Origin of the sequence: Curvibacter microcysteis (assembly GCF_028649455.1) — a bacterium.
In the GTDB taxonomy this organism is placed as follows: domain Bacteria; phylum Pseudomonadota; class Gammaproteobacteria; order Burkholderiales; family Burkholderiaceae_C; genus Curvibacter; species Curvibacter microcysteis.
Window position 1 is genome coordinate 665,579 of record NZ_JAQSIO010000002.1, and the last position, 18,347, is coordinate 683,925.

The 18,347-nt window shown below is 65.1% G+C and carries 19 protein-coding genes and 2 riboswitches; of the genes, 7 read left to right on the top strand and 12 right to left on the bottom strand.

From position 1 onward, the window contains the following. Positions 1–32: 32 nt before the first annotated feature. From gcvP to PSQ39_RS08305, 8 genes are all read right to left on the bottom strand, one after another. Positions 33–2,930: an aminomethyl-transferring glycine dehydrogenase gene (gene gcvP, locus PSQ39_RS08270; protein WP_273926260.1), complete on the bottom strand. Its 2,898-nt coding sequence runs from the start codon at positions 2,928–2,930 to the stop codon at positions 33–35. A 29-nt stretch (positions 2,931–2,959) separates the two neighbouring features. After that, a complete protein-coding gene (gene gcvH, locus PSQ39_RS08275) occupies positions 2,960–3,334 on the bottom strand; it encodes a glycine cleavage system protein GcvH (RefSeq protein ID WP_273926261.1) in 375 nt (124 codons plus the stop codon). 45 nt (positions 3,335–3,379) lie between these two features. Then, positions 3,380–4,531: a glycine cleavage system aminomethyltransferase GcvT gene (gcvT, locus tag PSQ39_RS08280; RefSeq protein WP_273926262.1), complete on the bottom strand. Its 1,152-nt coding sequence runs from the start codon at positions 4,529–4,531 to the stop codon at positions 3,380–3,382. A 63-nt stretch (positions 4,532–4,594) separates the two neighbouring features. Beyond that, positions 4,595–4,699, bottom strand: a riboswitch (glycine riboswitch). Between the two features lie 9 nt (positions 4,700–4,708). Next, a riboswitch (glycine riboswitch) is annotated at positions 4,709–4,827 on the bottom strand. A gap of 41 nt (positions 4,828–4,868) precedes the next feature. Then, positions 4,869–6,161, bottom strand: a complete 1,293-nt coding sequence (locus PSQ39_RS08285; RefSeq protein ID WP_273926263.1) for a TRAP transporter large permease — start codon at positions 6,159–6,161, stop codon at positions 4,869–4,871. Positions 6,162–6,179: 18 nt separating this feature from the next. Further along, the gene (locus PSQ39_RS08290) at positions 6,180–6,692 is read right to left on the bottom strand and encodes a TRAP transporter small permease (RefSeq protein ID WP_273926264.1); all 513 of its coding nucleotides are present in this window, start codon (positions 6,690–6,692) and stop codon (positions 6,180–6,182) included. Positions 6,693–6,827: 135 nt separating this feature from the next. Continuing rightward, positions 6,828–7,802, bottom strand: coding sequence for a TRAP transporter substrate-binding protein (locus PSQ39_RS08295; protein ID WP_273926265.1), 975 nt, complete (start codon positions 7,800–7,802; stop codon positions 6,828–6,830). A gap of 61 nt (positions 7,803–7,863) precedes the next feature. Continuing rightward, positions 7,864–8,877, bottom strand: a complete 1,014-nt coding sequence (denD, locus tag PSQ39_RS08300; protein ID WP_273926266.1) for a D-erythronate dehydrogenase — start codon at positions 8,875–8,877, stop codon at positions 7,864–7,866. 256 nt (positions 8,878–9,133) lie between these two features. Next, the gene (locus tag PSQ39_RS08305; protein WP_273926267.1) at positions 9,134–10,825 is read right to left on the bottom strand and encodes an electron transfer flavoprotein-ubiquinone oxidoreductase; all 1,692 of its coding nucleotides are present in this window, start codon (positions 10,823–10,825) and stop codon (positions 9,134–9,136) included. A gap of 128 nt (positions 10,826–10,953) precedes the next feature. Between PSQ39_RS08305 and PSQ39_RS08310 the strand changes: the two genes are divergently transcribed. After that, the gene (locus PSQ39_RS08310) at positions 10,954–11,736 is read left to right on the top strand and encodes an SDR family oxidoreductase (RefSeq protein ID WP_273926268.1); all 783 of its coding nucleotides are present in this window, start codon (positions 10,954–10,956) and stop codon (positions 11,734–11,736) included. Between the two features lie 12 nt (positions 11,737–11,748). Then, positions 11,749–12,171: an acyl-CoA thioesterase gene (locus PSQ39_RS08315; RefSeq protein ID WP_273926269.1), complete on the top strand. Its 423-nt coding sequence runs from the start codon at positions 11,749–11,751 to the stop codon at positions 12,169–12,171. 45 nt (positions 12,172–12,216) lie between these two features. On the opposite strand, the gene PSQ39_RS08320 is transcribed toward PSQ39_RS08315, so the two are convergent. Further along, a complete protein-coding gene (locus PSQ39_RS08320) occupies positions 12,217–13,098 on the bottom strand; it encodes a metal-dependent hydrolase (RefSeq protein WP_273926270.1) in 882 nt (293 codons plus the stop codon). Between the two features lie 120 nt (positions 13,099–13,218). On the opposite strand from PSQ39_RS08320, the gene PSQ39_RS08325 reads away from it, so the two are divergent. Further along, positions 13,219–13,887: a TetR/AcrR family transcriptional regulator gene (locus PSQ39_RS08325; protein ID WP_273926271.1), complete on the top strand. Its 669-nt coding sequence runs from the start codon at positions 13,219–13,221 to the stop codon at positions 13,885–13,887. Between the two features lie 28 nt (positions 13,888–13,915). Here the strand turns inward: PSQ39_RS08325 and PSQ39_RS08330 are convergent, their stop codons facing one another. Then, the gene (locus tag PSQ39_RS08330; protein WP_273926272.1) at positions 13,916–14,497 is read right to left on the bottom strand and encodes a peroxidase-related enzyme; all 582 of its coding nucleotides are present in this window, start codon (positions 14,495–14,497) and stop codon (positions 13,916–13,918) included. Positions 14,498–14,679: 182 nt separating this feature from the next. Between PSQ39_RS08330 and PSQ39_RS08335 the strand changes: the two genes are divergently transcribed. Then, entirely contained in the window at positions 14,680–14,883 is a 204-nt protein-coding gene (locus PSQ39_RS08335; protein WP_273926273.1) for a hypothetical protein, read from the top strand. A gap of 120 nt (positions 14,884–15,003) precedes the next feature. Here PSQ39_RS08335 and PSQ39_RS08340 read toward each other — a convergent pair whose 3' ends face one another. Together PSQ39_RS08340 and PSQ39_RS08345 are read right to left on the bottom strand one after the other, a co-directional pair. Next, entirely contained in the window at positions 15,004–15,510 is a 507-nt protein-coding gene (locus PSQ39_RS08340; protein WP_273926274.1) for a DUF1993 domain-containing protein, read from the bottom strand. A gap of 75 nt (positions 15,511–15,585) precedes the next feature. Further along, positions 15,586–16,155 (bottom strand): LuxR C-terminal-related transcriptional regulator, encoded by a 570-nt coding sequence (locus tag PSQ39_RS08345; RefSeq protein ID WP_409242005.1) that lies wholly within the window; start codon positions 16,153–16,155, stop codon positions 15,586–15,588. 88 nt (positions 16,156–16,243) lie between these two features. Between PSQ39_RS08345 and PSQ39_RS08350 the strand changes: the two genes are divergently transcribed. The 3 genes from PSQ39_RS08350 to PSQ39_RS08360 all read left to right on the top strand — a co-directional run bounded on the left by PSQ39_RS08350 (position 16,244) and on the right by PSQ39_RS08360 (position 18,330). Next, complete coding sequence (locus tag PSQ39_RS08350) at positions 16,244–16,951, top strand: CoA transferase subunit A (protein WP_273926275.1); 708 nt, start codon at positions 16,244–16,246, stop codon at positions 16,949–16,951. Positions 16,952–16,953: 2 nt separating this feature from the next. Continuing rightward, positions 16,954–17,592, top strand: coding sequence for a CoA transferase subunit B (locus PSQ39_RS08355; protein ID WP_273926276.1), 639 nt, complete (start codon positions 16,954–16,956; stop codon positions 17,590–17,592). A 228-nt stretch (positions 17,593–17,820) separates the two neighbouring features. Beyond that, positions 17,821–18,330, top strand: coding sequence for a putative Ig domain-containing protein (locus PSQ39_RS08360; protein WP_273926277.1), 510 nt, complete (start codon positions 17,821–17,823; stop codon positions 18,328–18,330). The last annotated feature ends 17 nt before the right edge of the window (positions 18,331–18,347 follow it).

An 18,347-nucleotide genomic window follows, 5' to 3' on the forward strand; every position in this document is an offset into this window, starting at 1 on the left:
AGGGCTTTTGGCGGCGCCTCAGCGGGCCAGCCTCAGGCCGCGTACTCGCTGACCGGCACGCAGCTGCAGAACAGGTTGCGGTCGCCCCAGACGTTGTCGACCCGGCCCACGGGCGACCAGTACTTGCTTTGGCGCAGGCTGGCCACCGGGTAGGCCGCCACTTCGCGGCTGTAGGGGTGGGCCCAGTCCGCACCCATCAGGCTGGCGGCGGTGTGGGGGGCGTTTTTGAGCGGGTTGTCGTCTTGCGGCCAGGTGCCGGCTTCGATCTGGCGGATCTCGTCGCGGATGGCGATCATGGCGTCGATGAAGCGGTCGAGCTCGTCGCGGGTTTCGCTCTCGGTGGGCTCGACCATCAGGGTGCCGGGCACCGGGAAGCTCAGCGTCGGGGCGTGGAAGCCGTAGTCGATCAGGCGCTTGGCCACATCTTCGGCGCTGACACCGCTGCGCTCCTTGAGGGGGCGCAGGTCCAGGATGCACTCGTGCGCCACATGGCCGTTGGCGCTGGCGTACAGCGTGGGGTAGTGGTCTTGCAGGCGCGCGCTGATGTAGTTGGCCGACAGGATGGCGGTCTCGGTGGCGGCTTGCAGGCCGTCAGCGCCCATCATGCGGCAGTACATCCAGCTGATCGGCAGCACGGCGGCATTGCCCAGGGGCGCGGCGCTGATGGCACCCACGCCGTTGACCGGCAGGCCGCCGGTGGCATGGCCCGGCAGGAAAGGCACCAGGTCTTCGACCACGCAGACCGGGCCGACGCCAGGGCCGCCACCGCCGTGCGGGATGCAGAAGGTTTTGTGCAGGTTCAGGTGGCTGACGTCGCCGCCAAACTCACCCGGCGCGGCCACGCCGACCAGGGCGTTCATGTTGGCGCCGTCCACATAGACGCGGCCACCGTGCTGGTGCACCAGGGCGCAGAGCTCCTTGACGCTGGTCTCGAACACGCCGTGCGTGCTGGGGTAGGTGATCATCACTGCCGCCAGGTGGGCGCTGTGCTGCTCGCACTTGGCGCGCAGGTCGGCCAGGTCCACATTGCCTTGTGCGTCGCAGGCGGTCACCACCACCTGCAGGCCCACCATCTGGGCGCTGGCCGGGTTGGTGCCGTGGGCCGAGGCGGGGATCAGGCAGATGTTGCGGTGCGCTTCACCGCGCGAGGCGTGCCAGGCCTTGATGACCAGCAGGCCGGCGTATTCACCCTGGCTGCCGGCGTTGGGCTGCAGGCTGATGCCAGCGTAGCCCGTGGCCTGGCACAGCCAGGCGCGCAGCTGCTCGTCCAGCAGGCGGTAGCCCTGCAACTGGTCGGCCGGGGCGAAGGGGTGGATCTGGGCGAACTCGGGCCAGGTGATGGGCATCATCTCGCTGGTCGCGTTGAGCTTCATGGTGCAGCTGCCCAGCGGGATCATGCTGCGGTCCAGGGCCAGGTCCTTGTCGCTCAGGGCCCGGATGTAGCGCAGCATGCTGGTTTCGCTGTGGTGGGTATTGAACACCGGGTGCGTCAGGTAGGCGCTGCGGCGGCGCAGTTCGCTGGGGATCAGCGCGGCCAGGCCGGCTTCAAATTCGGCCACCTGCGGCAGGCTTTGGCCCGGGGCGGCAAAAAAGCCCCACAGCGCTTCGAGGTGCTCGCGGGTGGTGGTTTCGTCCAGCGAGATACCGATGCGGCCGCCCGCGCTCAGGCGCAGGTTGACACCCGCCGCCAGGGCGCGTGCCACGATGGCCGGGGCTTGGGCGCCGGCGTCCAGGCTCAGGGTGTCAAAGGCGCTGTCGTTCACCGGGCTGAAGCCCAGGCGGCGCAGGCCGGTGGCCAGCACGGCGGTGTAGCTGGCCACGCGCTGGGCGATGCGGCGCAGGCCTTGCGGGCCGTGGTAGACCGCGTACATGCTGGCCACCACGGCGGGCAGGACCTGGGCGGTGCAGATGTTGGAGGTGGCTTTTTCGCGGCGGATGTGCTGTTCGCGCGTTTGCAAGGCCAGGCGGTAGGCCGGCTGGCCGTGGCTGTCCACGCTGACGCCGACCAGGCGGCCCGGCATGGAGCGCTTGAACTCATCGCGGCAGGCCATGAAGGCCGCGTGCGGACCGCCCGCGCCCATGGGCATGCCAAAGCGCTGGGTGGAGCCGATGACGATGTCCGCGTCCCACTCGCCGGGCGGGGTCAGCAGGGTCAGGGCCAGCAGGTCGGCGGCCACGATGAAGGCGGCCTGTTTGGCGTGGGCTTGCTGCACGTCGGCACGCAGGTCACGCAGTTGGCCGTGGGTGCCGGGGTACTGGGCGATGGCGGCAAAGTAGTCGCGTTCAGCCAGGGCGGCGGTCCAGTCAGCGTCGCTGGCGGTGATGACGACCTCCAGGCCCAGCGGTGCGGCGCGGGTCTGGATGACTTCAATGGTTTGCGGGTGACAGTCGCCCGCCACCAGCAGGGTGTTGGCTTTGCTCTTGACCGAGCGCTTGGCCAGCGTCATGGCTTCGGCGGCGGCGGTGGCTTCGTCGAGCATGGACGCATTGGCCATGGGCATGCCGGTCAGGTCACAGACCAGGGTCTGGAAGTTGACCAGGGCCTCCATGCGGCCCTGTGAAATTTCGGCCTGGTAAGGCGTGTAGGCCGTGTACCAGGCGGGGTTTTCCAAGATGTTGCGCAGGATCACGCCGGGTGTGTGCGTGCCGTGATAGCCCTGGCCCAGGTGGCTGCGCAGGATCTTGTTTTGCGATGCAATCGCCTTCAGCTCCGCCAGGGCGGCGGCCTCGGTCACCGGCGCTGGCAGCACCATGGCGTGTTCACGCGCGATGCTGCGGGGCACGATGCCATCGATCAGGGCCCGGCGCGAGGCCGCACCCACCACGCTGAGCATGGGGGCTTCGTCTTCTGGGCCGATGCCGATGTGGCGGGCCCGGAATTCGGCGGGGTTTTCAAGATCGGCGAGGGGAAGGGCGGATTGCATCAGCATGTGAAGGCTCGTCAGGGAGGAACGCCGGCTCAGGCGTTCTTGGTGAAGTCGGAGTAGGTGGTTTCGTCCATCAAGGCGTCGAGCTGGGCTGGGTTGGCCAGCTTGACCTTGAAGAACCAGCCTTCGGCCAGAGGGGCGCTGTTGGCCAGGGACGGATCGGCGCGCAGGGCTTCGTTGACTTCGACGATCTCGCCGTCCACGGGCATGTACACGTCGGCGGCGGCCTTGACGGACTCGACCACACCGGCCACGTCACCGGCAGCAAAGGTCTTGCCGACTTCGGGCAGGTCCACAAAGACCACATCGCCCAGCGCGTCTTGCGCGTGCACGGTGATGCCGACCACGGCAGCGGCCGTGTCAGCGGCGTTGACCCACTCGTGTTCCTTGGAATATTTGACGCTCATGATTTCTCCTGATCAGGGTTGTTGGGTTGAAGGGCTGGATGCAAATCAGCCCCGGTAGTATCGGTTGGGAATGAAGGGCATGGCGGCAACTTGCATGGGCACGGCCTTGCCGCGCACGATGGCCTGGAGCCGGGTGCCCAGGGCGGCCTGGTCGGCGCGCACATAGGCCATGGCCACGGGCTGGTTGACGCTGGGGCCGAGCAGGCCGCTGCAGACTTCGCCAATGCGCTCGCCGGCTTCGGTTTGCAGCTCGGTGTGTTCGCGCACGGGCACGCGCTCCAGGGCCACCAGGCCGACGCGTCGGCGGGTCAGCACACCGGCTGCGCCGCTCAGGTCGGCCAACTGGGCCAGCACGCGCGCCGCGCCCGGGAAGCCGCCTTCACGTTCGCCACCGGCGCGGCGCGCTTTCTGGATCGCCCAGGTCAGGCCGGCTTCGACCGGGGTGGTGCCGGTGTCGAGGTCGTTGCCGTACAGGCACAGGCCGGCTTCGAGGCGCAGCGAGTTGCGCGCGCCCAGGCCGATGGGCTGCACTTCGGGCTGGGCCAGCAGGGCCCGCGCCAGCGCTTCAGCCTGCGTCGCCGGCACTGAAATTTCAAAGCCGTCTTCACCGGTGTAGCCGCTGCGGGTGACGTAGCAGCGCGCACCCGCGAGCTCGAAGTGGCCCCCGGTCATGAACACGAGCTGGGCCACACCTGGGGCCAGTCGGGCCAGGGCGGTCACGGCCTGCGGGCCTTGCAGGGCGAGCAGGGCTTGCTCGGGCATCGGGATGACTTCGCAGCGCTGGCCGATGCGGGCCTGGAGATGGGCGATGTCGGCCGCCTTGCAGGCGCCGTTGACGATGACGAACAGGTCCTCGCCCCGGTTCACGAACATCAGGTCGTCGAGGATGCCGCCCTCGTCATTGAGCAGCAGGCCGTAGCGCTGCTTGTGCAGGCCCAGGCCGATCACGTCGACGGGCATCAGGCTCTCAAAAGCGGCCGCGGCGTCGGCGCCAACCAGGCGCAACTGGCCCATGTGCGAGACGTCAAACAGGCCGGCGCTCGCACGGGTGTGCAGGTGCTCGGCCATCAGGCCGGCGGGGTACTGCACAGGCATGCTGTAGCCCGCGAAAGGCACCATGCGGGCACCGAGTTCGAGGTGCAGGGCGTTCAGGGGGGTGTGGAGCAGGACAGCGGAGGGGGCGGAAGCAGCGGTCACGGACAGGCCTTTGGCACGGGGGGGGGCACACAAGGGGCGCGACGCAAAGTCACGCTCCCACACGGGGCCCCGGCTGTCCGCTTTACCTGAGAGATTCACCTGGCGATGCAGGCTTGCTCCTTCGGTGGACCGTGGCGTGATGCACGGCCTCTCTCCAGCTGGGAGACGTCTGTTGCCAGACGCTTGTCAGTCCTTTTGCCTGAGCGTTCGGGCGGTGGGGGCTGCCCACCGCTTTCGCCTTCGGCGGCGTGCAGCTTGCTTTGGGGGCAAGGCACGCTCTCTCCTGACGGCGCGCAGTATACCGCTGCGCGGGGCGCTCACGCGCCAAGGTTTGGGCTTATTTGAAGCCCAGTGCGTGGGGCATCCAGCTGCTGACGGCGGGCACAAAGGTCAGGATGACCAGCACCACGGCGTGCGCCCACAGGAAGGGCATCAACTCGCGGGTCAGGTCGGACAGCGGCACCTTGGACACGTTGGAGGTCACGAACAGCAGGCCACCCACCGGCGGCGTGATCATGCCCAGGGTCAGGTTGTAGATCACGATCATGGCGAACTGGATCGGGTCCACGCCCAGCTTCAGGGCCACCGGGGCCAGGATGGGCACCAGCACCATCACACCCGGCAGGGGCTCGATGAAGATGCCGAAGATCAACAGGAACACGTTGACCATGATCAGGAACATCCAGGGCGACAGGTTCATGCCGATCAGCCAGTCTGCCATCAGCTGGGGCAGGCCCTCGATGGTCAGCAGCCAGGCGAAGGAGCCCGACAGGCCAATGATGATCAGCACCGAGGCGGTCAGCAGCGAGGAATAGGCCAGGATGTTGGGCACGGCCGACCACTTGAGGGTGCGGTAGACGTACTTGCCGCAGACCAGCGCGTAGAACACGGCCACCACCGAGGCTTCGGTCGGGGTGAACCAGCCGGCGCGCATGCCGCCCAGGATCAGGATGGGCAGCATCAGCGCGGGCAGGGCCTTCCAGGTGTTGCTCAAGATGTCCTTGAGCGGGGGCAGCTTGCCTTCGCCTTTGTAATTGCGCTTCTTGGAGATGTGCCAGTTGACCACGCACATGGCGGCGGCGATCAGCAGGCCCGGGATGATGCCGGCCACAAACAGCGCGCCCACCGAGACGCTTTCGTCCTGCAGGGCGTACACGATCATGGTGATCGAGGGCGGAATGATCGGGCCCACGATGGCGGTCGAGGCGGTCAGGGCGGCCGCGTAAGAGCGGTCGTAGCCTGCCTTGTCCATCATGCGGATCAGCATGGAGCCGGGGCCCGCAGCGTCGGCCAGTGCCGAGCCTGAAATGCCCGAGAAGAAGGTCAGCGACACCACGTTGGTGTAGCCCAGGCCACCGCGCTTGTGGCCGACAAACTGGCCGGCGAACTTGAGCAGCACCTCGGTCAGCGAGCCACCGCTCATGAGTTCAGCGGCCAGGATGAAGAAGGGAACGGCCATCAGCGGGAAGCTGTCTACGCCGGTGAAGGTTTCCTTGAGCAGCACCAGCATGGGGTAGGCGTCGGTGAGCAGCAAGGCGGTGGCGGTGGCCAGGCCGAGGGCAAAGGCCACGGGCACGCCAATCGCCAGATAGACGCAGGCGGCAATGATGAGGACGAGACTGGGGTTCATGTCAAAAAGCCTGCTGGGTCAGATGGAGGCGCTGGCGGTCGCGTCGAAATTGGTGTCCGTTGAAAACTTGCGTTCGCTGATGTAGCTTCGCAGTACCAAGGCGAAGTGGATGCACAGCAGCAGGCCGCCGGTGGGGATGGCCGCGTAGATGTAGCCAAACGGGATTTGGGTGGCAGCGGTCAGCTGGAACATGGCGCGCTGGGTGTACTGGTAGCCGGTCCAGGTCATCATGACGAAGAAGCTCATCAGCAGAATCGCCACCACGACGCGGATGGCTTGGCTGATGGGGCGCGGAAACGCGTCCTGCAGGTTCTCCACGGCGATGTGACCGCCGTAGCGCATCACCATGCCGGAGCCGATGAAGGTGAGCCAGATCATCATGTGGCGGGCCACTTCTTCGGCCCATTCGATGGACGCGTTGGTCAGGTAGCGCAGGGCCACGTTGGCAAAGATGATGACCGACATGGCGGCCAGCAGCAGGATCAGGGCCCAGCGGTTGGTGGCCACAAAGTAGCGTTCAAAGGTGTTCATGGTGTCTCGGGAGTGCGGGGCGCAAAGAGGAAGGCGGCGGCGCCGGGGCGCTGCTCAGACGCCACCGGGTGGGGTGGCGTCTGAGCAAGGCTCTGGAAGAAAACAGGGCCGGCCGGGGCCAGCCCTGTCAGGGGATCAGTGGATGTCTTGGATCTTCTTGATGTTGTCAGCGCCAAATTCCTTGGCGTAGCCAGCGTAGGCGGGCTTGAGGGCTTCGCGGAAGGCGTTGCTGTCGACCTTGCGGGTCACGGTCATGCCGTCTTTTTCGAGCTGGGCGATGCCGTTGTTTTCGTCTTCGTTGACCTTCTTGCGTTGGGCCACAGAAGCCTTCTTGGCGGCTTCCTGGAAGACCTTCTTGTCGGCGTCGTTGAGCTTGTTCCAGACGCGCGGAGAGATCAGCAACAGGGCGGGCGAGTAAACGTGGCCGGTCAGCGACAGGTGCTTTTGCACTTGCGAGAACTTGGACGACAAGATCACCGGGATCGGGTTTTCCTGGCCGTCAACCGTGCCTTGTTGCAGGGCGCCGAACAGTTCCGGGAAAGCCATGGGCGTGGGCAGGATGCCGAAGGTCTTGTAGCCGTCCATGTGCACCTTGTTTTCCATGGTGCGCATCTTCAGGCCAGCGGCATCGGCGGGCTTCACGATGTCACGCTTGTTGTTGGTCATGTGGCGGAAACCGTTTTCCGTCCAGGACAGGGCGATCAGGCCCTTGGCGGGGAACTTGGTCAGCAGGTCCTGGCCGATGGGACCGTCCATGACCTTGCGGGCGTGGTCGTAGTCGCGGAACAGGAAGGGGATGTCCACGATCTTCACTTCGGGCACGAAGTTACCGACCGGGCCCGTCGAGGTGTTCACCAGGTCTTGGGTCCCCAGTTGCACCGACTCGATCATTTCGCGCTCGCCACCCAGGGCCGAGCTGGGGAATTGTTGGCACTTGTAGCGACCTTGGGTGCCTTTTTCCACTTCGTCGCAGAAGGCGGTGGAGCCCACGCCGTAATGCGATTCCTTGGTGGTGGCGTAACCAATCTTCAGCGTGGTGGTTTGCGCGAACGCCGTGCCAGAAAGACCGGCGGCGAGCAAAACGGACAGGGCGGTACGGGAAAAGGTCATTTTGTCTCCTGGAGGGGGTTTCGTTGTCAGTCCAAACTCAATTTGTCATACAACTTTTTGATTATGGCTGGAGGGGCAAGCGCACGGCATCCGGGTTTTCTCTAGCATAGTCACGCACGATGGCTTCAAAGCTGGTGTCGGGCAGCAAGCCCAGGCCCTTGGCGCGCGCAGCGTCGATGTCGGCCGGCCAGGTGCTGACGATGCGCACGATGGCGGGGTCGGGCGTCCAGTCCAGCAAATCCGTCGCTGCGCTGCCAGCCACTTTGCCCAGGGCGGCGGCCATCTCGCCTGCGGTGGTCTTGATGGCGGGCAGGTTGATGGCGGTGCGAGCACCCCACTCAGCCGGGCTGGCGTTGGCGGCGCGCACCAGGCCTTCGACGGTGCGGGCCGGGGAGGACAGGGCCACCGGGGTGTCGGGCGGCACCGGGCAGGGCGCTTTCACACCGGCCAGGGGCTCGCGGATCATGCCGCTCAAGAAGCTGGAGGCGGCGCCATTGGGGCGACCAGGGCGCACGCTGACCGTCATCAGGCGCACGTTGCGCGCGGTGACAAAGCCCTTGCGGCCGTAGTCGGCCACCAGCTGCTCGCCAATGAACTTCTGGATGCCGTAGCTGCTTTGCGGCGTGGGCAAGGTGGTGTCGGTGATGACGGCGGGCAAGGGTTGCTCCGGCGAGTTGCCAAACACCGCCAGCGAGCTGGCGAACACAAACACCGGGCGCTCGCCACCTAGGCGGCAGGCTTCAAGCAGGCCGTGTGTCGCAGCCAAATTGCTGCGCATGCCCAGGTCGAAGTCGGCTTCGCATTCGCCGCTGACGGCGGCCGCCAGGTGGAACACCAGCTGGGTGCCGGCGGGCAGGGCCTGGCCTTTTTCCAGCTGGGTGTTGAGGTCACCCGTCAGGGCGTGGACGCGTGGGTCGGCCAGCAGGTCGGCGGGCGGCGCGGCGCGGTCCAGCAGGGTCAAGCGGGTGATGGCTTGGGCCGGGGCGCCAATCAGGGCCAAGTGGCCTTGGGCCAGCAGGGCGCGGGCCAGGCGGACGCCCAAAAAGCCGGCGCCGCCGGTGATCACGATGTTCATGGAGTCGGGTTCCCTTCGTCAACGGCATGACAAACCGGGCGGCAGGCCCGAGTGTGTAAATTTGTCATACAACTTTTTGATTATCGGAGCCCCCGAGCGCTGTCGGCATACGGGTTTACGCTTGGTTTTGAGGGCATTTGACGCGCCTGGGGCCCGTCCCCAAAGCAACACGCGCCCCGAGGGGCGCGTGCTGGACCGCTTCACAGCGGCGTTGCGGCTGCCAGGCCAGCCTGTGGGGGGGCTGGCGCTGCGGCTTTTACATGCCCGAGTAGTTCGGGCCGCCGCCGCCTTCTGGCGTGACCCAGACGATGTTTTGCGTCGGGTCTTTGATGTCGCAGGTCTTGCAGTGCACGCAGTTCTGCGCATTGATCTGCAGACGATCGCTGTTGTCCGCGTTCTTCACGAACTCGTACACCCCCGCCGGGCAGTAGCGGGCTTCGGGGCCGGCGTACTTGGCCAGGTTCACCGCGACCGGCACCGAGGCGTCTTTCAGCGTCAGGTGAGCGGGTTGGTTTTCAGCGTGGTTGGTGTTGCTGATGAAGACGCTGGAGAGGCGGTCAAAGGTCAGCTTGCCATCGGGCTTGGGGTAGTGGATGGGCTTGCACTCGGCCGCCGGCTTCAGGTAGGCGTGGTCAGGCTTGTCGCGGCGCAGGGTCCAGGGGATGTGACCGCGCAGCACGAACTGCTCGAAGCCGTTCATCAGCGTGGCGGTGGTCAGGCCGTACTTGAACCAGTTCTTGAAGTTGCGGTCCTTGTTCAGCTCGGTGTGCAGCCAACTCTTGTCGAAGGCCTCGGGGTAGGCGCTCAGCTCGTCGTGCTGGCGGCCCGCCACCACGGCATCGTAGGCGGCTTCAGCGGCCAGCATGCCGGTCTTGATGGCGGCATGGCTGCCCTTGATGCGGCCCACATTCAGGTAACCGGCGTTGCAACCGACCAGGGCGCCGCCCGGGAACACGGTTTTGGGCAGGGCGTTGATGCCGCTGGCATTGATGGCGCGCGCACCATACGAGAGGCGCTTGGCGGTGACTTCACCCTTCTCGTTCTCGAAGTAGTAGCGGACGTTGGGGTGGGTCTTCCAGCGTTGGAATTCTTCAAACGGGCTCAGGTAGGGGTTGCTGTAGCCCAGGCCGGTGACAAAGCCCAGGGCGACCTTGTTGCCGTCCAGGTGGTACAGGAAAGCGCCGCCGTAGGTGTCGGATTCCATGGGCCAGCCGGCGGTGTGCATCACAAAGCCGGGCTTGTGGCGGGCGGGGTCGATTTCCCAGAGTTCCTTGATGCCGATGCCAAAGCTTTGCGGGTCACGGCCTTCGTCGAGTTTGTACTTGGCGATCAGCTGCTTGCCCAGGTGGCCGCGCGCGCCTTCGGCGAACACGGTGTACTTGGCGTGCAGTTCCATGCCCAGCTGGAAGTCGTCGGTGGGCTCGCCTTCCTTGTTGATGCCCATGTTGCCGGTGGCCACGCCCTTGACCGAACCGTCGTCGTTGTAGAGCACTTCGGCCGCCGAGAAGCCGGGGAAGATTTCCACGCCCAGGGCTTCGGCCTGTTCACCCATCCACTTGGTCACCGCACCGAGGCTGATGATGTAGTTGCCGTGGTTGTGCGCGAACGGGGGCAGGAACATGTTGGGCACGCGAAAGCCCGATTTTTCGCTCAGGAAGACATAGGCGTCGTCGGTGACCGGCTGCTTGAGCGGGGCGCCGTCGGCCTTCCAGTTGGGCAGCAGTTCGGTCAGGGCCTTGGGGTCCATGATGGCGCCCGACAGGATGTGCGCGCCGGGCTCAGAGCCCTTTTCCAGCACCACGACCGACACATCGGTGCCTTTTTCTGCGGCCAGCTGCTTCAGGCGGATGGCGGTGGCCAAGCCGCCCGGGCCGCCCCCGACGACGACGACGTCGTATTCCATGGCCTCTCGGGGGCCGTATTGGGACAGGATTTCTTCGTGGGTCATGGGGCGTCTCGCTCAATAATGAATGGGAAATGGGCACTCGGTGACAACCGGCTGCGCGGGATTTTATTCGTTGCGCTGCAATATTAGAACGGTCGTTCGTTTTTTTATCCAAGTCTGGAGATACTCTAATGGCTTTTAGCATCGACTTATCGGGACGTGTGGCCTTTGTGACAGGCGCCTCCAGCGGTTTGGGCGCCCAGTTCGCGCGCACCTTGGCGCGGGCCGGGGCGGCGGTGGTGCTGGCCAGCCGCCGCGTGGAAAAGCTCAAAGAGCTGCGCGCCCACATCGAGGGCGAAGGGGGCAGTGCCCATGTGCAGGCCCTGGATGTGACCGACTTGAACAGCATCCGCGCCGCCGTGGCGCACGCCGAGACGGAAGTGGGCTCGATCGACATCCTGGTCAACAACTCGGGCGTCAGCACCACCCAGCGCATCCAGGATGTGACCGAAGACGACTTCGATTTCATCTTCGACACCAATGTGCGCGGCTCCTTTTTTGTCGCCCAGGAGGTGGGCAAGCGCATGCTGGCGCGCGCCCGGGGCGCGGCGCCGGGCACCTACACCGGCGGGCGCATCATCAACATCGCCTCGATGGCGGGCCTGAAGGTGCTGCCGCAAATCGGCGCCTACTGCATGAGCAAGGCCGCCGTGGTGCAGATGACCAAGGCCATGGCGCTGGAGTGGGGCCGCTTTGGCATCAATGTGAATGCCATCTGCCCTGGCTACATCGACACCGAAATCAACCACCACCACTGGCAAACCGAGCAGGGCCAAAAGCTGGTCAACATGCTGCCGCGCAAGCGCGTGGGCCAGCCCGAGGACCTGGACGCCTTGCTGGTCATGCTGGCCAGCGACCAGAGCCACTTTGTCAACGGCGCCATCATCGCGGCCGACGACGGCTTTGCGCTCTGAACGGGAGCCTGCATGCGCATCGAGATTCCCGAGCAAAAGCGCCAGGTGTTTGAGATGGTGATCCCCATCCGCTGGGGCGACATGGACGCCATGGGCCATGTCAACAACGCCAACTACTTTCGCTACCTGGAGACCCTGCGCATCGAGTGGATGTGCTCGATCGGCTGTGCGCCCGCGCCGCAGGGCGAGGGGCCTGTGATCGTCAACGCGTTTTGCAACTTCTACCGGCAGCTGGAATATCCAGGCGATGTGCTGGCCAAGCTGTTTGTCAGCGACCCAGCCCGCACCACCTTCGAGAGCTGGGCCACGCTCGAGCGCAGCGACCAGCCGGGCGTCATCTGTGCGGCGGGCGGTGCCACGGTGATTTGGGTGGACTTCCCCAAGCAAAAGGCCGCCCCGCTGCCCGACTGGATGCGGGCCCACCTGGCGGGCTGAGGCGTCGGCCGCTGGCGGCGGGCCAAGCCGCCGGGGGCACTGCGTTCAGCGCGCGGCGCCCACCACCCGGTATTGGCTGGCGTGTTCGTTCAGCCAGCGCTCGGCCAAGGCCCGGGCCGAGGCCTGATCGGCTGGGTGCAGGGGCTGGTCCGGGTGGAAATCGCGCCGGTAGTAGCGCAGCAGCGGCCCGACGCTGCGCCACACCAGGCCCTGGCGTCCAAAGCCAAAGCACAGTGCGCTCCACCAACTGCTGGGGCGGGCCAGGCTGCCGTCGTGCCAGAGGTTGAGCACGGTCTGCGCCAGCGCTTCCCAGATGAAGGTGATCAGCACATAGGTGAACCAGCGCACGCGCCAGGCGTGGTTGCCGCCCAGGGCCTGGTACAGCGCAAAGGCCACGGCGCTGTGCTCGGTTTCTTCTGCGGCGTGCCAGCGCCAGACGGTTTGCAGGCGATCGTCAGCGCCGTCCAGCACATCGGCGTGGCGCAGCGTGATGTCGGCCAGCACGGCGGTGAAGTGCTCGTAAGCGCAGGTCACCGCCAAGTGGTGCATGGGGTTGAAGTGGCGCGTGCGGTCAATGCGTTTTTGGGCCCAGTGCTGCCAACGGTTGACCAGGCCTTGTTGGGCCAGTTGTTCGTTGTACAGGCCGTGCACGCGGCGGTGCGTTGCTTCCTGACCGATGAAGCCCTGGATCTGGCGCCGCAGGGCCTCATGCTCGGGGGCCTCGGGGAGCTTTTTGAGCGCCTCGCGCACCGAGTCGATGAAGAACTGCTCACCCACCGGGAAGCTCATCGACAGGGCGTTGAAGAACATGCTGCGAAACGCATCGCCGCCATGCCAGCGGGTGGGGAACCCCTCACCGAGGTCTACTTCGAGCTTGCGCACGCGAAGTTCAGGCGGGGCGGAGGCGGGGCTGGAAGTGGGCAACATGGCTTGTTGGGTTCAGGGCGTGTTCAGAAACTGACAGAAAATAGCGCGTTTGTGAGCATTATTCAGGTTCCAGTCTGCGCTGGCTACTCGCATAAAGCTCAGGTTTTGGAGTCCCCCCGCATGCCCGCCCCCCGCCGAACTGCAGCCCCGCCCACACGGCGTCGCCAGCCCACGCAAGAGCGTGCCCAGCGCACCATCGAGGCCATTTTTGAGGCCACGGCTCAGATTGTGGAAGCCGATGGGGACGCCGCGCTGACCACCAACAAGGTGGCCCAGCGGGCCGGCTTTTCGATTGGCACGCTGTACCAGTACTTCCCGTCCAAGGAGGCCATCCTGCTGGCCATGATCCAGCGTGAGCGGCGGCGGGTGATGGACCGCCTGCAAGCCATGATGCAGGCCTCGGTGGCCCAGCGCCGACCGGTGCAAGAGGTGCTGGCCGAGCTGGTTCATTTGCTGGTCGAGTCCTTCGGCAGCGGGCCGCGCTCGCGCCGCGCCATGATCCGCCTGGCCTGGCGTCTGGACCACCACGAGGACATCACCCAGGCCTTGCGCGAGGCTTCAGAGCGCAACACCCTGGCCTTGATCGCCCTGCAAGACCCCAGCCTGCGCGCGCCCGACCCGGCGCTGATGTTTGTCGCCACGCGGGCGGTGATGGGGGTGATCCGCAGCGCCTCGCTGGAGGACTCGCCCCTGCTGGGCACGCCGGCCTTCGAGGCTGAGCTGGTGCGCATGGTCTGGGGCCTGCTGCGCCTGGACCCGGCACCAGCGCCCGGCCGCGCTGCGGGCTGAGTGCCGGCGACAGGGGCCCCGCCGGGGTTCAGGCCTTGGCTTTGGGCACCCGGCCCATCAGGTAAAACTCGGGGTTGGGCTGCATGCCCGAGAAGCTGGCCAGGCGGTTGGACAGGCCAAAAAAAGCGGTGATCGCGGCGATGTCCCAAATGTCTTCGTCCGAGAAGCCATGGGCGTACAGCGGTGGGTAGTCGGCTTCGTCGATCTCGTGCGAGCGCTCGCAGACCTTCATCGCAAAGTCGAGCATGGCGCGCTGGCGCGGGCTGATGTCGGCTTTGCGGTAGTTGATGGCCACCTGGTCGGCCACCAGCGGTTTCTTCTCGTAGATGCGCAGCAGCGCGCCGTGCGCCACCACGCAGTACAGGCACTGGTTGGCCGCGCTGGTGGCGGTGACGATCATCTCGCGGTCGCCTTTGCTCAGCGAGCCGTCTTCCTTGAGCATCAAGGCGTCGTGGTAAGCAAAAAAGGCGCGCCACTCGGCCGGGCGGCGTGCCAGGCTCAGAAACACCTGAGGCACAAAGCCGGCTTTTTCTTGCACGGCGAGGATCTTCTCGCGGATGTCGGCGGGCACATCGTCCAGGTGGGGGCTGGGAAAGCGGTTGGGGTTCACGGGCCAAGTCTCCGATCGGTTGTTCGTGACTTCATCATAGGACCGCCCGGGTCGCTGACTGGCGAGGCGTTTGCGTGGTCTAAATTGAAAAAAACTAATGCCAGCGTTGCCTCAATCAACTGGATTGATGGGTACTTAATTTCTACCATCAAACCCAGTCAAGACATTTCCAGGAGAGAGCCATGAGCGCTTTGTGCACCCCCTTTGTTCCCAGTCTGAAAGAGGTTCTGTTCAGCCCGAGCCCGGCGGAGTCCCGCCCTTGGGCCCGCATGGGCCGAGCCAGCCAGAAGCCGCGCTGGGTGAAGCTGGGCTTGGGGCTGGCCCTGAATGCCCTGGGCCTGGTGTTGATTTGGCAAGGCTTGGTGCCGACCGGGGTGGGCGCATGAGCGCGGCACAACGCGCAGCGCCCTGGTGGCGCGAGGTGTTCCAGCCCGCGATGCTGAACTGGGCCGAGGCGCTGGCGCGCGGCACGGCGGGCTGAAGAGACCCGAGGGGACGGGCTGGGCTCAGCGCGGACCCAGAAAGTCCAGCTTGCCCAGGGGCACGCCTTGTTGACGCAGCAGGCCGTAGGCCGTGGTCACATGGAAGAAGAAGTTGGGCATGGCAAAGCTTTGCAGGTAGTTTTGGCCGGTGAAGCTCACTTCGCCGCTGCGCAGCTTGAGCGTGACGGTGCGCTCTTCAGAGCCATCGATCTGCTCAGGGCTGAAATCCTTCAAATACGCCAGGGTCTTGGCGATGCGGGCTTGCAGCTCGGGCAGGGTGGTTTCGCTGTCGGCGTACACCGGGGCTTCCACACCGGCCAGGCGGGCGGCACAGCCCTTGGCGGTGTCGGTGGCGATGAAGATCTGGTTGGTGAAGGGCAGCATGTCCGGCGCCAGGCGGGCGCTGGTCAGTTGGGCCGGGTCCAGACCGGTGGCCTCCGCGTGGGCCATGGCTTTGTCCAGGATCACGGACAGGGCTTGCAGTTGGCGCAGAAAGGTCGGCACGCTGGCTTGGTACATCGAAAGGCTCATGGGGGTCTCTTTTCTGAAGAACGGGGGGAGCGGCGATGATCGCTCAAAGCGCGTTTTCGTGCTGCGCGCCCTGGGTCAACCTGCCATCAGCTTGTGCACCAAGTCGGCGGTGGTGCTGGCCTTGTATTTGCGCATCAGGCGGGCGCGGTAGATCTCGACCGTGCGGTGGCTGATCTCGAGGACGCGACCAATTTCCTTGGAGGTCAGGCCGTCCATCAAGTGCGAGGCCACTTCGCGCTCGCGCGCCGTCAGTTCTGCCTTGACGGGGCGGCGGGAGCTCAGGTCTTCAAATGTCCAGATGCCGGCTTCGTGCGGGTCGTCGCGGTTGAGGGCGCGGCCGGTGACGTGACACCAGAAGGTTTCGCCCTTGAGTCGCCCATCCACCCGCTTCATGATCCGATCGTCGGCGTAATGGCCGCTTTTGTTGAGGATGGGCGCAATGCGGGCGCCGGTGCGTTCGTACTCGTCGGCGCTGGGGTAAAGCACTTGAAAGGATTGGCCCACCAGGCGCTCCCGGGTGGTGCCAAACATCTCGCAGACGCGCTGGTTGCAGTCCACGATGCTGCGGTGCCGGGACAGCACCAGGCCAATGGGGGCCAACTCGAAAGCCAGTTGGTAGTCGAGTTCAATCGGGAGCGGGGTCATGCTTGTACTTACGAGCTTCTACGTACTTCAATAGGTAGTATCGTAGCGAATTCTGTGTGGGCACCGCTCGCTTCCTGAGGAGACCTTTGTGAACAAACTTTTTCCTTCTGCCGCCGCTGCACTGCAGGGTGTGGTCAGCGACGGCCAGTTGTTGGCTGTCGGTGGTTTTGGCCTCTGCGGCATCCCTGAAGCCCTGATTGACGCCCTGCGCGACACGGGCGTCAAGGACCTGACCGTCATTTCCAACAACGCCGGCGTGGACGGCTTTGGCCTGGGCAAGCTGCTGGAAACCCGCCAGATCAAGAAAATGATCTCCAGCTACGTGGGCGAAAACAAAGAGTTCGAGCGCCAATACCTGGCCGGCGAACTGGCTCTGGAGTTCACCCCCCAGGGCACGCTGGCTGAAAAGCTGCGCGCGGGCGGCGCGGGCATCCCAGCCTTCTTCACCAAGACCGGTGTGGGCACCGTGGTGGCAGACGGCAAGGAACTGCGTGAATTCGACGGCGAAACCTACGTCATGGAACGCTCACTGGTGCCCGACGTGGCCCTGGTCAAGGCCGATGTGGCCGACAAGGCCGGCAACCTGCGCTTCCGCTACACCGCGCGCAACTTCAACCCGGCGGTGGCCATGGCGGGCAAGCTGTGCATCGTGGAAGTCGAAAAAATCGTCGAAGTGGGTGAAATCGCCCCGGACGATGTGCACCTGCCGGGCATTTATGTGCACCGCCTGGTGCTCAACGCCACGCCTGAGAAACGCATCGAAAAACGCACCATCACCGAAAAGGCAGGAGTCTGATCATGTCCTGGAATCAAGACCAAATGGCGGCCCGTGCCGCGCACGAACTGCAAGACGGTTTCTACGTCAACCTGGGCATCGGCATTCCGACCCTGGTGGCCAACCATGTGCCCTCGAACATCGAGGTGTGGCTGCAATCTGAAAACGGCATGATGGGCATCGGCCCCTTCCCGACCGAGGACGAGGTCGATGCCGACCTGATCAACGCCGGCAAGCAAACCGTGACCACCATCAAGGGCTCGTCCATCTTTGGCAGCCATGACAGCTTTGCCATGATCCGTGGCGGCAAGATCAACCTGTCCATCCTGGGCGCCATGCAGGTCAGCGAAAAGGGTGACCTGGCCAACTGGATGATCCCGGGCAAGATGGTCAAGGGCATGGGCGGCGCCATGGATTTGGTGGCCGGCGTCAAGCGTGTGATCGTGCTGATGGAACACGTGGCCAAGAAGAAAGACGGCACCGAAGACCTGAAGATCCTGCCCCAGTGCACGCTGCCCCTGACGGGCGTGGGCGTGGTGGACCGCATCATCACCGACCTGGCCGTCATGGACGTGACGCCCGAAGGCCTCAAGGTGGTCGAACTGGCCCCGGGCGTGACGCGCGAATTCCTGCAGTCCAAGACCGGCGTGACGCTGATCTGAGGCCGACGCAGGCTGATTGAGTTGACACAGCAAGCCGCCCACCCCTTTGTGGGGCAGGCGGCCTTTTCAGATGGCGGGCTGGTCCCGCCATTTTTTTGGGGGACAGGGGATGGCCAATGAACCTTGACCCGCATCTACGATGTCTTGAGAATGCCGTGTCATGGTTGCCGGCGAGTCCATTTTGACCACCGCCGCGCGATCCATTCAGAATGAAACGGGTTGCGCTCTATGCACAGTCGATGGATGGGGGAATTCACCTGGGGGTGGGAACGTTTTCTAAAGTGCGCTCTCTGGGGCTGCTTAGCGGCACCGCTGCTGGCCCAGGCGCAGACGGTCTTGAATTCGGGGGCCACGCTGCCGATTGCGGTGCAGACGGGGCAGTCCTTCAGCCAGACCTTCCGAGGCACCGGCACCATTGACAATGCCTACACCCTGAACGGCACGCTACCGCCGGGCTTGTCACTCACGACGGTGACTGCGCCACCGCCGAACGCTGGCAACCATGACATGGTGCTCTCGGGCGTGGCCACCGCACCCGGGGGGTACACCTTCAATGTGGACATCGCGGCCCAGAATTTCTCCGCAGCGGTCAACTACAGCAGCACCTTGGTGGTGACCGTGTCACGCCCGCCTGCGCTGGCCGTGCCATGGACCAGCCCGTTGGTGTTGCTCTTGATGGCGCTCGTTACGGCCGGCTTGGGGGGCTGGGAGCTGCGGGCCCGTCGCGCCGCGGCCTGAACGCCAGTCAACTGGGC

Bases quoted from the DNA above. Each gene is read 5' to 3' on its own strand.
- gcvP (WP_273926260.1), bottom strand. From the start codon at position 2,930: ATGCTGATGCAATCCGCCCTTCCCCTCGCCGATCTTGAAAACCCCGCC.
- gcvH (WP_273926261.1), bottom strand. From the start codon at position 3,334: ATGAGCGTCAAATATTCCAAGGAACACGAGTGGGTCAACGCCGCTGAC.
- PSQ39_RS08285 (WP_273926263.1), bottom strand. From the start codon at position 6,161: ATGAACCCCAGTCTCGTCCTCATCATTGCCGCCTGCGTCTATCTGGCG.
- PSQ39_RS08290 (WP_273926264.1), bottom strand. From the start codon at position 6,692: ATGAACACCTTTGAACGCTACTTTGTGGCCACCAACCGCTGGGCCCTG.
- PSQ39_RS08295 (WP_273926265.1), bottom strand. From the start codon at position 7,802: ATGACCTTTTCCCGTACCGCCCTGTCCGTTTTGCTCGCCGCCGGTCTT.
- denD (WP_273926266.1), bottom strand. From the start codon at position 8,877: ATGAACATCGTGATCACCGGCGGCGCCGGCTTTTTGGGCGTCCGCCTG.
- PSQ39_RS08305 (WP_273926267.1), bottom strand. From the start codon at position 10,825: ATGACCCACGAAGAAATCCTGTCCCAATACGGCCCCCGAGAGGCCATG.
- PSQ39_RS08310 (WP_273926268.1), top strand. From the start codon at position 10,954: ATGGCTTTTAGCATCGACTTATCGGGACGTGTGGCCTTTGTGACAGGC.
- PSQ39_RS08315 (WP_273926269.1), top strand. From the start codon at position 11,749: ATGCGCATCGAGATTCCCGAGCAAAAGCGCCAGGTGTTTGAGATGGTG.
- PSQ39_RS08320 (WP_273926270.1), bottom strand. From the start codon at position 13,098: ATGTTGCCCACTTCCAGCCCCGCCTCCGCCCCGCCTGAACTTCGCGTG.
- PSQ39_RS08325 (WP_273926271.1), top strand. From the start codon at position 13,219: ATGCCCGCCCCCCGCCGAACTGCAGCCCCGCCCACACGGCGTCGCCAG.
- PSQ39_RS08335 (WP_273926273.1), top strand. From the start codon at position 14,680: ATGAGCGCTTTGTGCACCCCCTTTGTTCCCAGTCTGAAAGAGGTTCTG.
- PSQ39_RS08340 (WP_273926274.1), bottom strand. From the start codon at position 15,510: ATGAGCCTTTCGATGTACCAAGCCAGCGTGCCGACCTTTCTGCGCCAA.
- PSQ39_RS08345 (WP_409242005.1), bottom strand. From the start codon at position 16,155: ATGACCCCGCTCCCGATTGAACTCGACTACCAACTGGCTTTCGAGTTG.
- PSQ39_RS08355 (WP_273926276.1), top strand. From the start codon at position 16,954: ATGTCCTGGAATCAAGACCAAATGGCGGCCCGTGCCGCGCACGAACTG.
- PSQ39_RS08360 (WP_273926277.1), top strand. From the start codon at position 17,821: ATGCACAGTCGATGGATGGGGGAATTCACCTGGGGGTGGGAACGTTTT.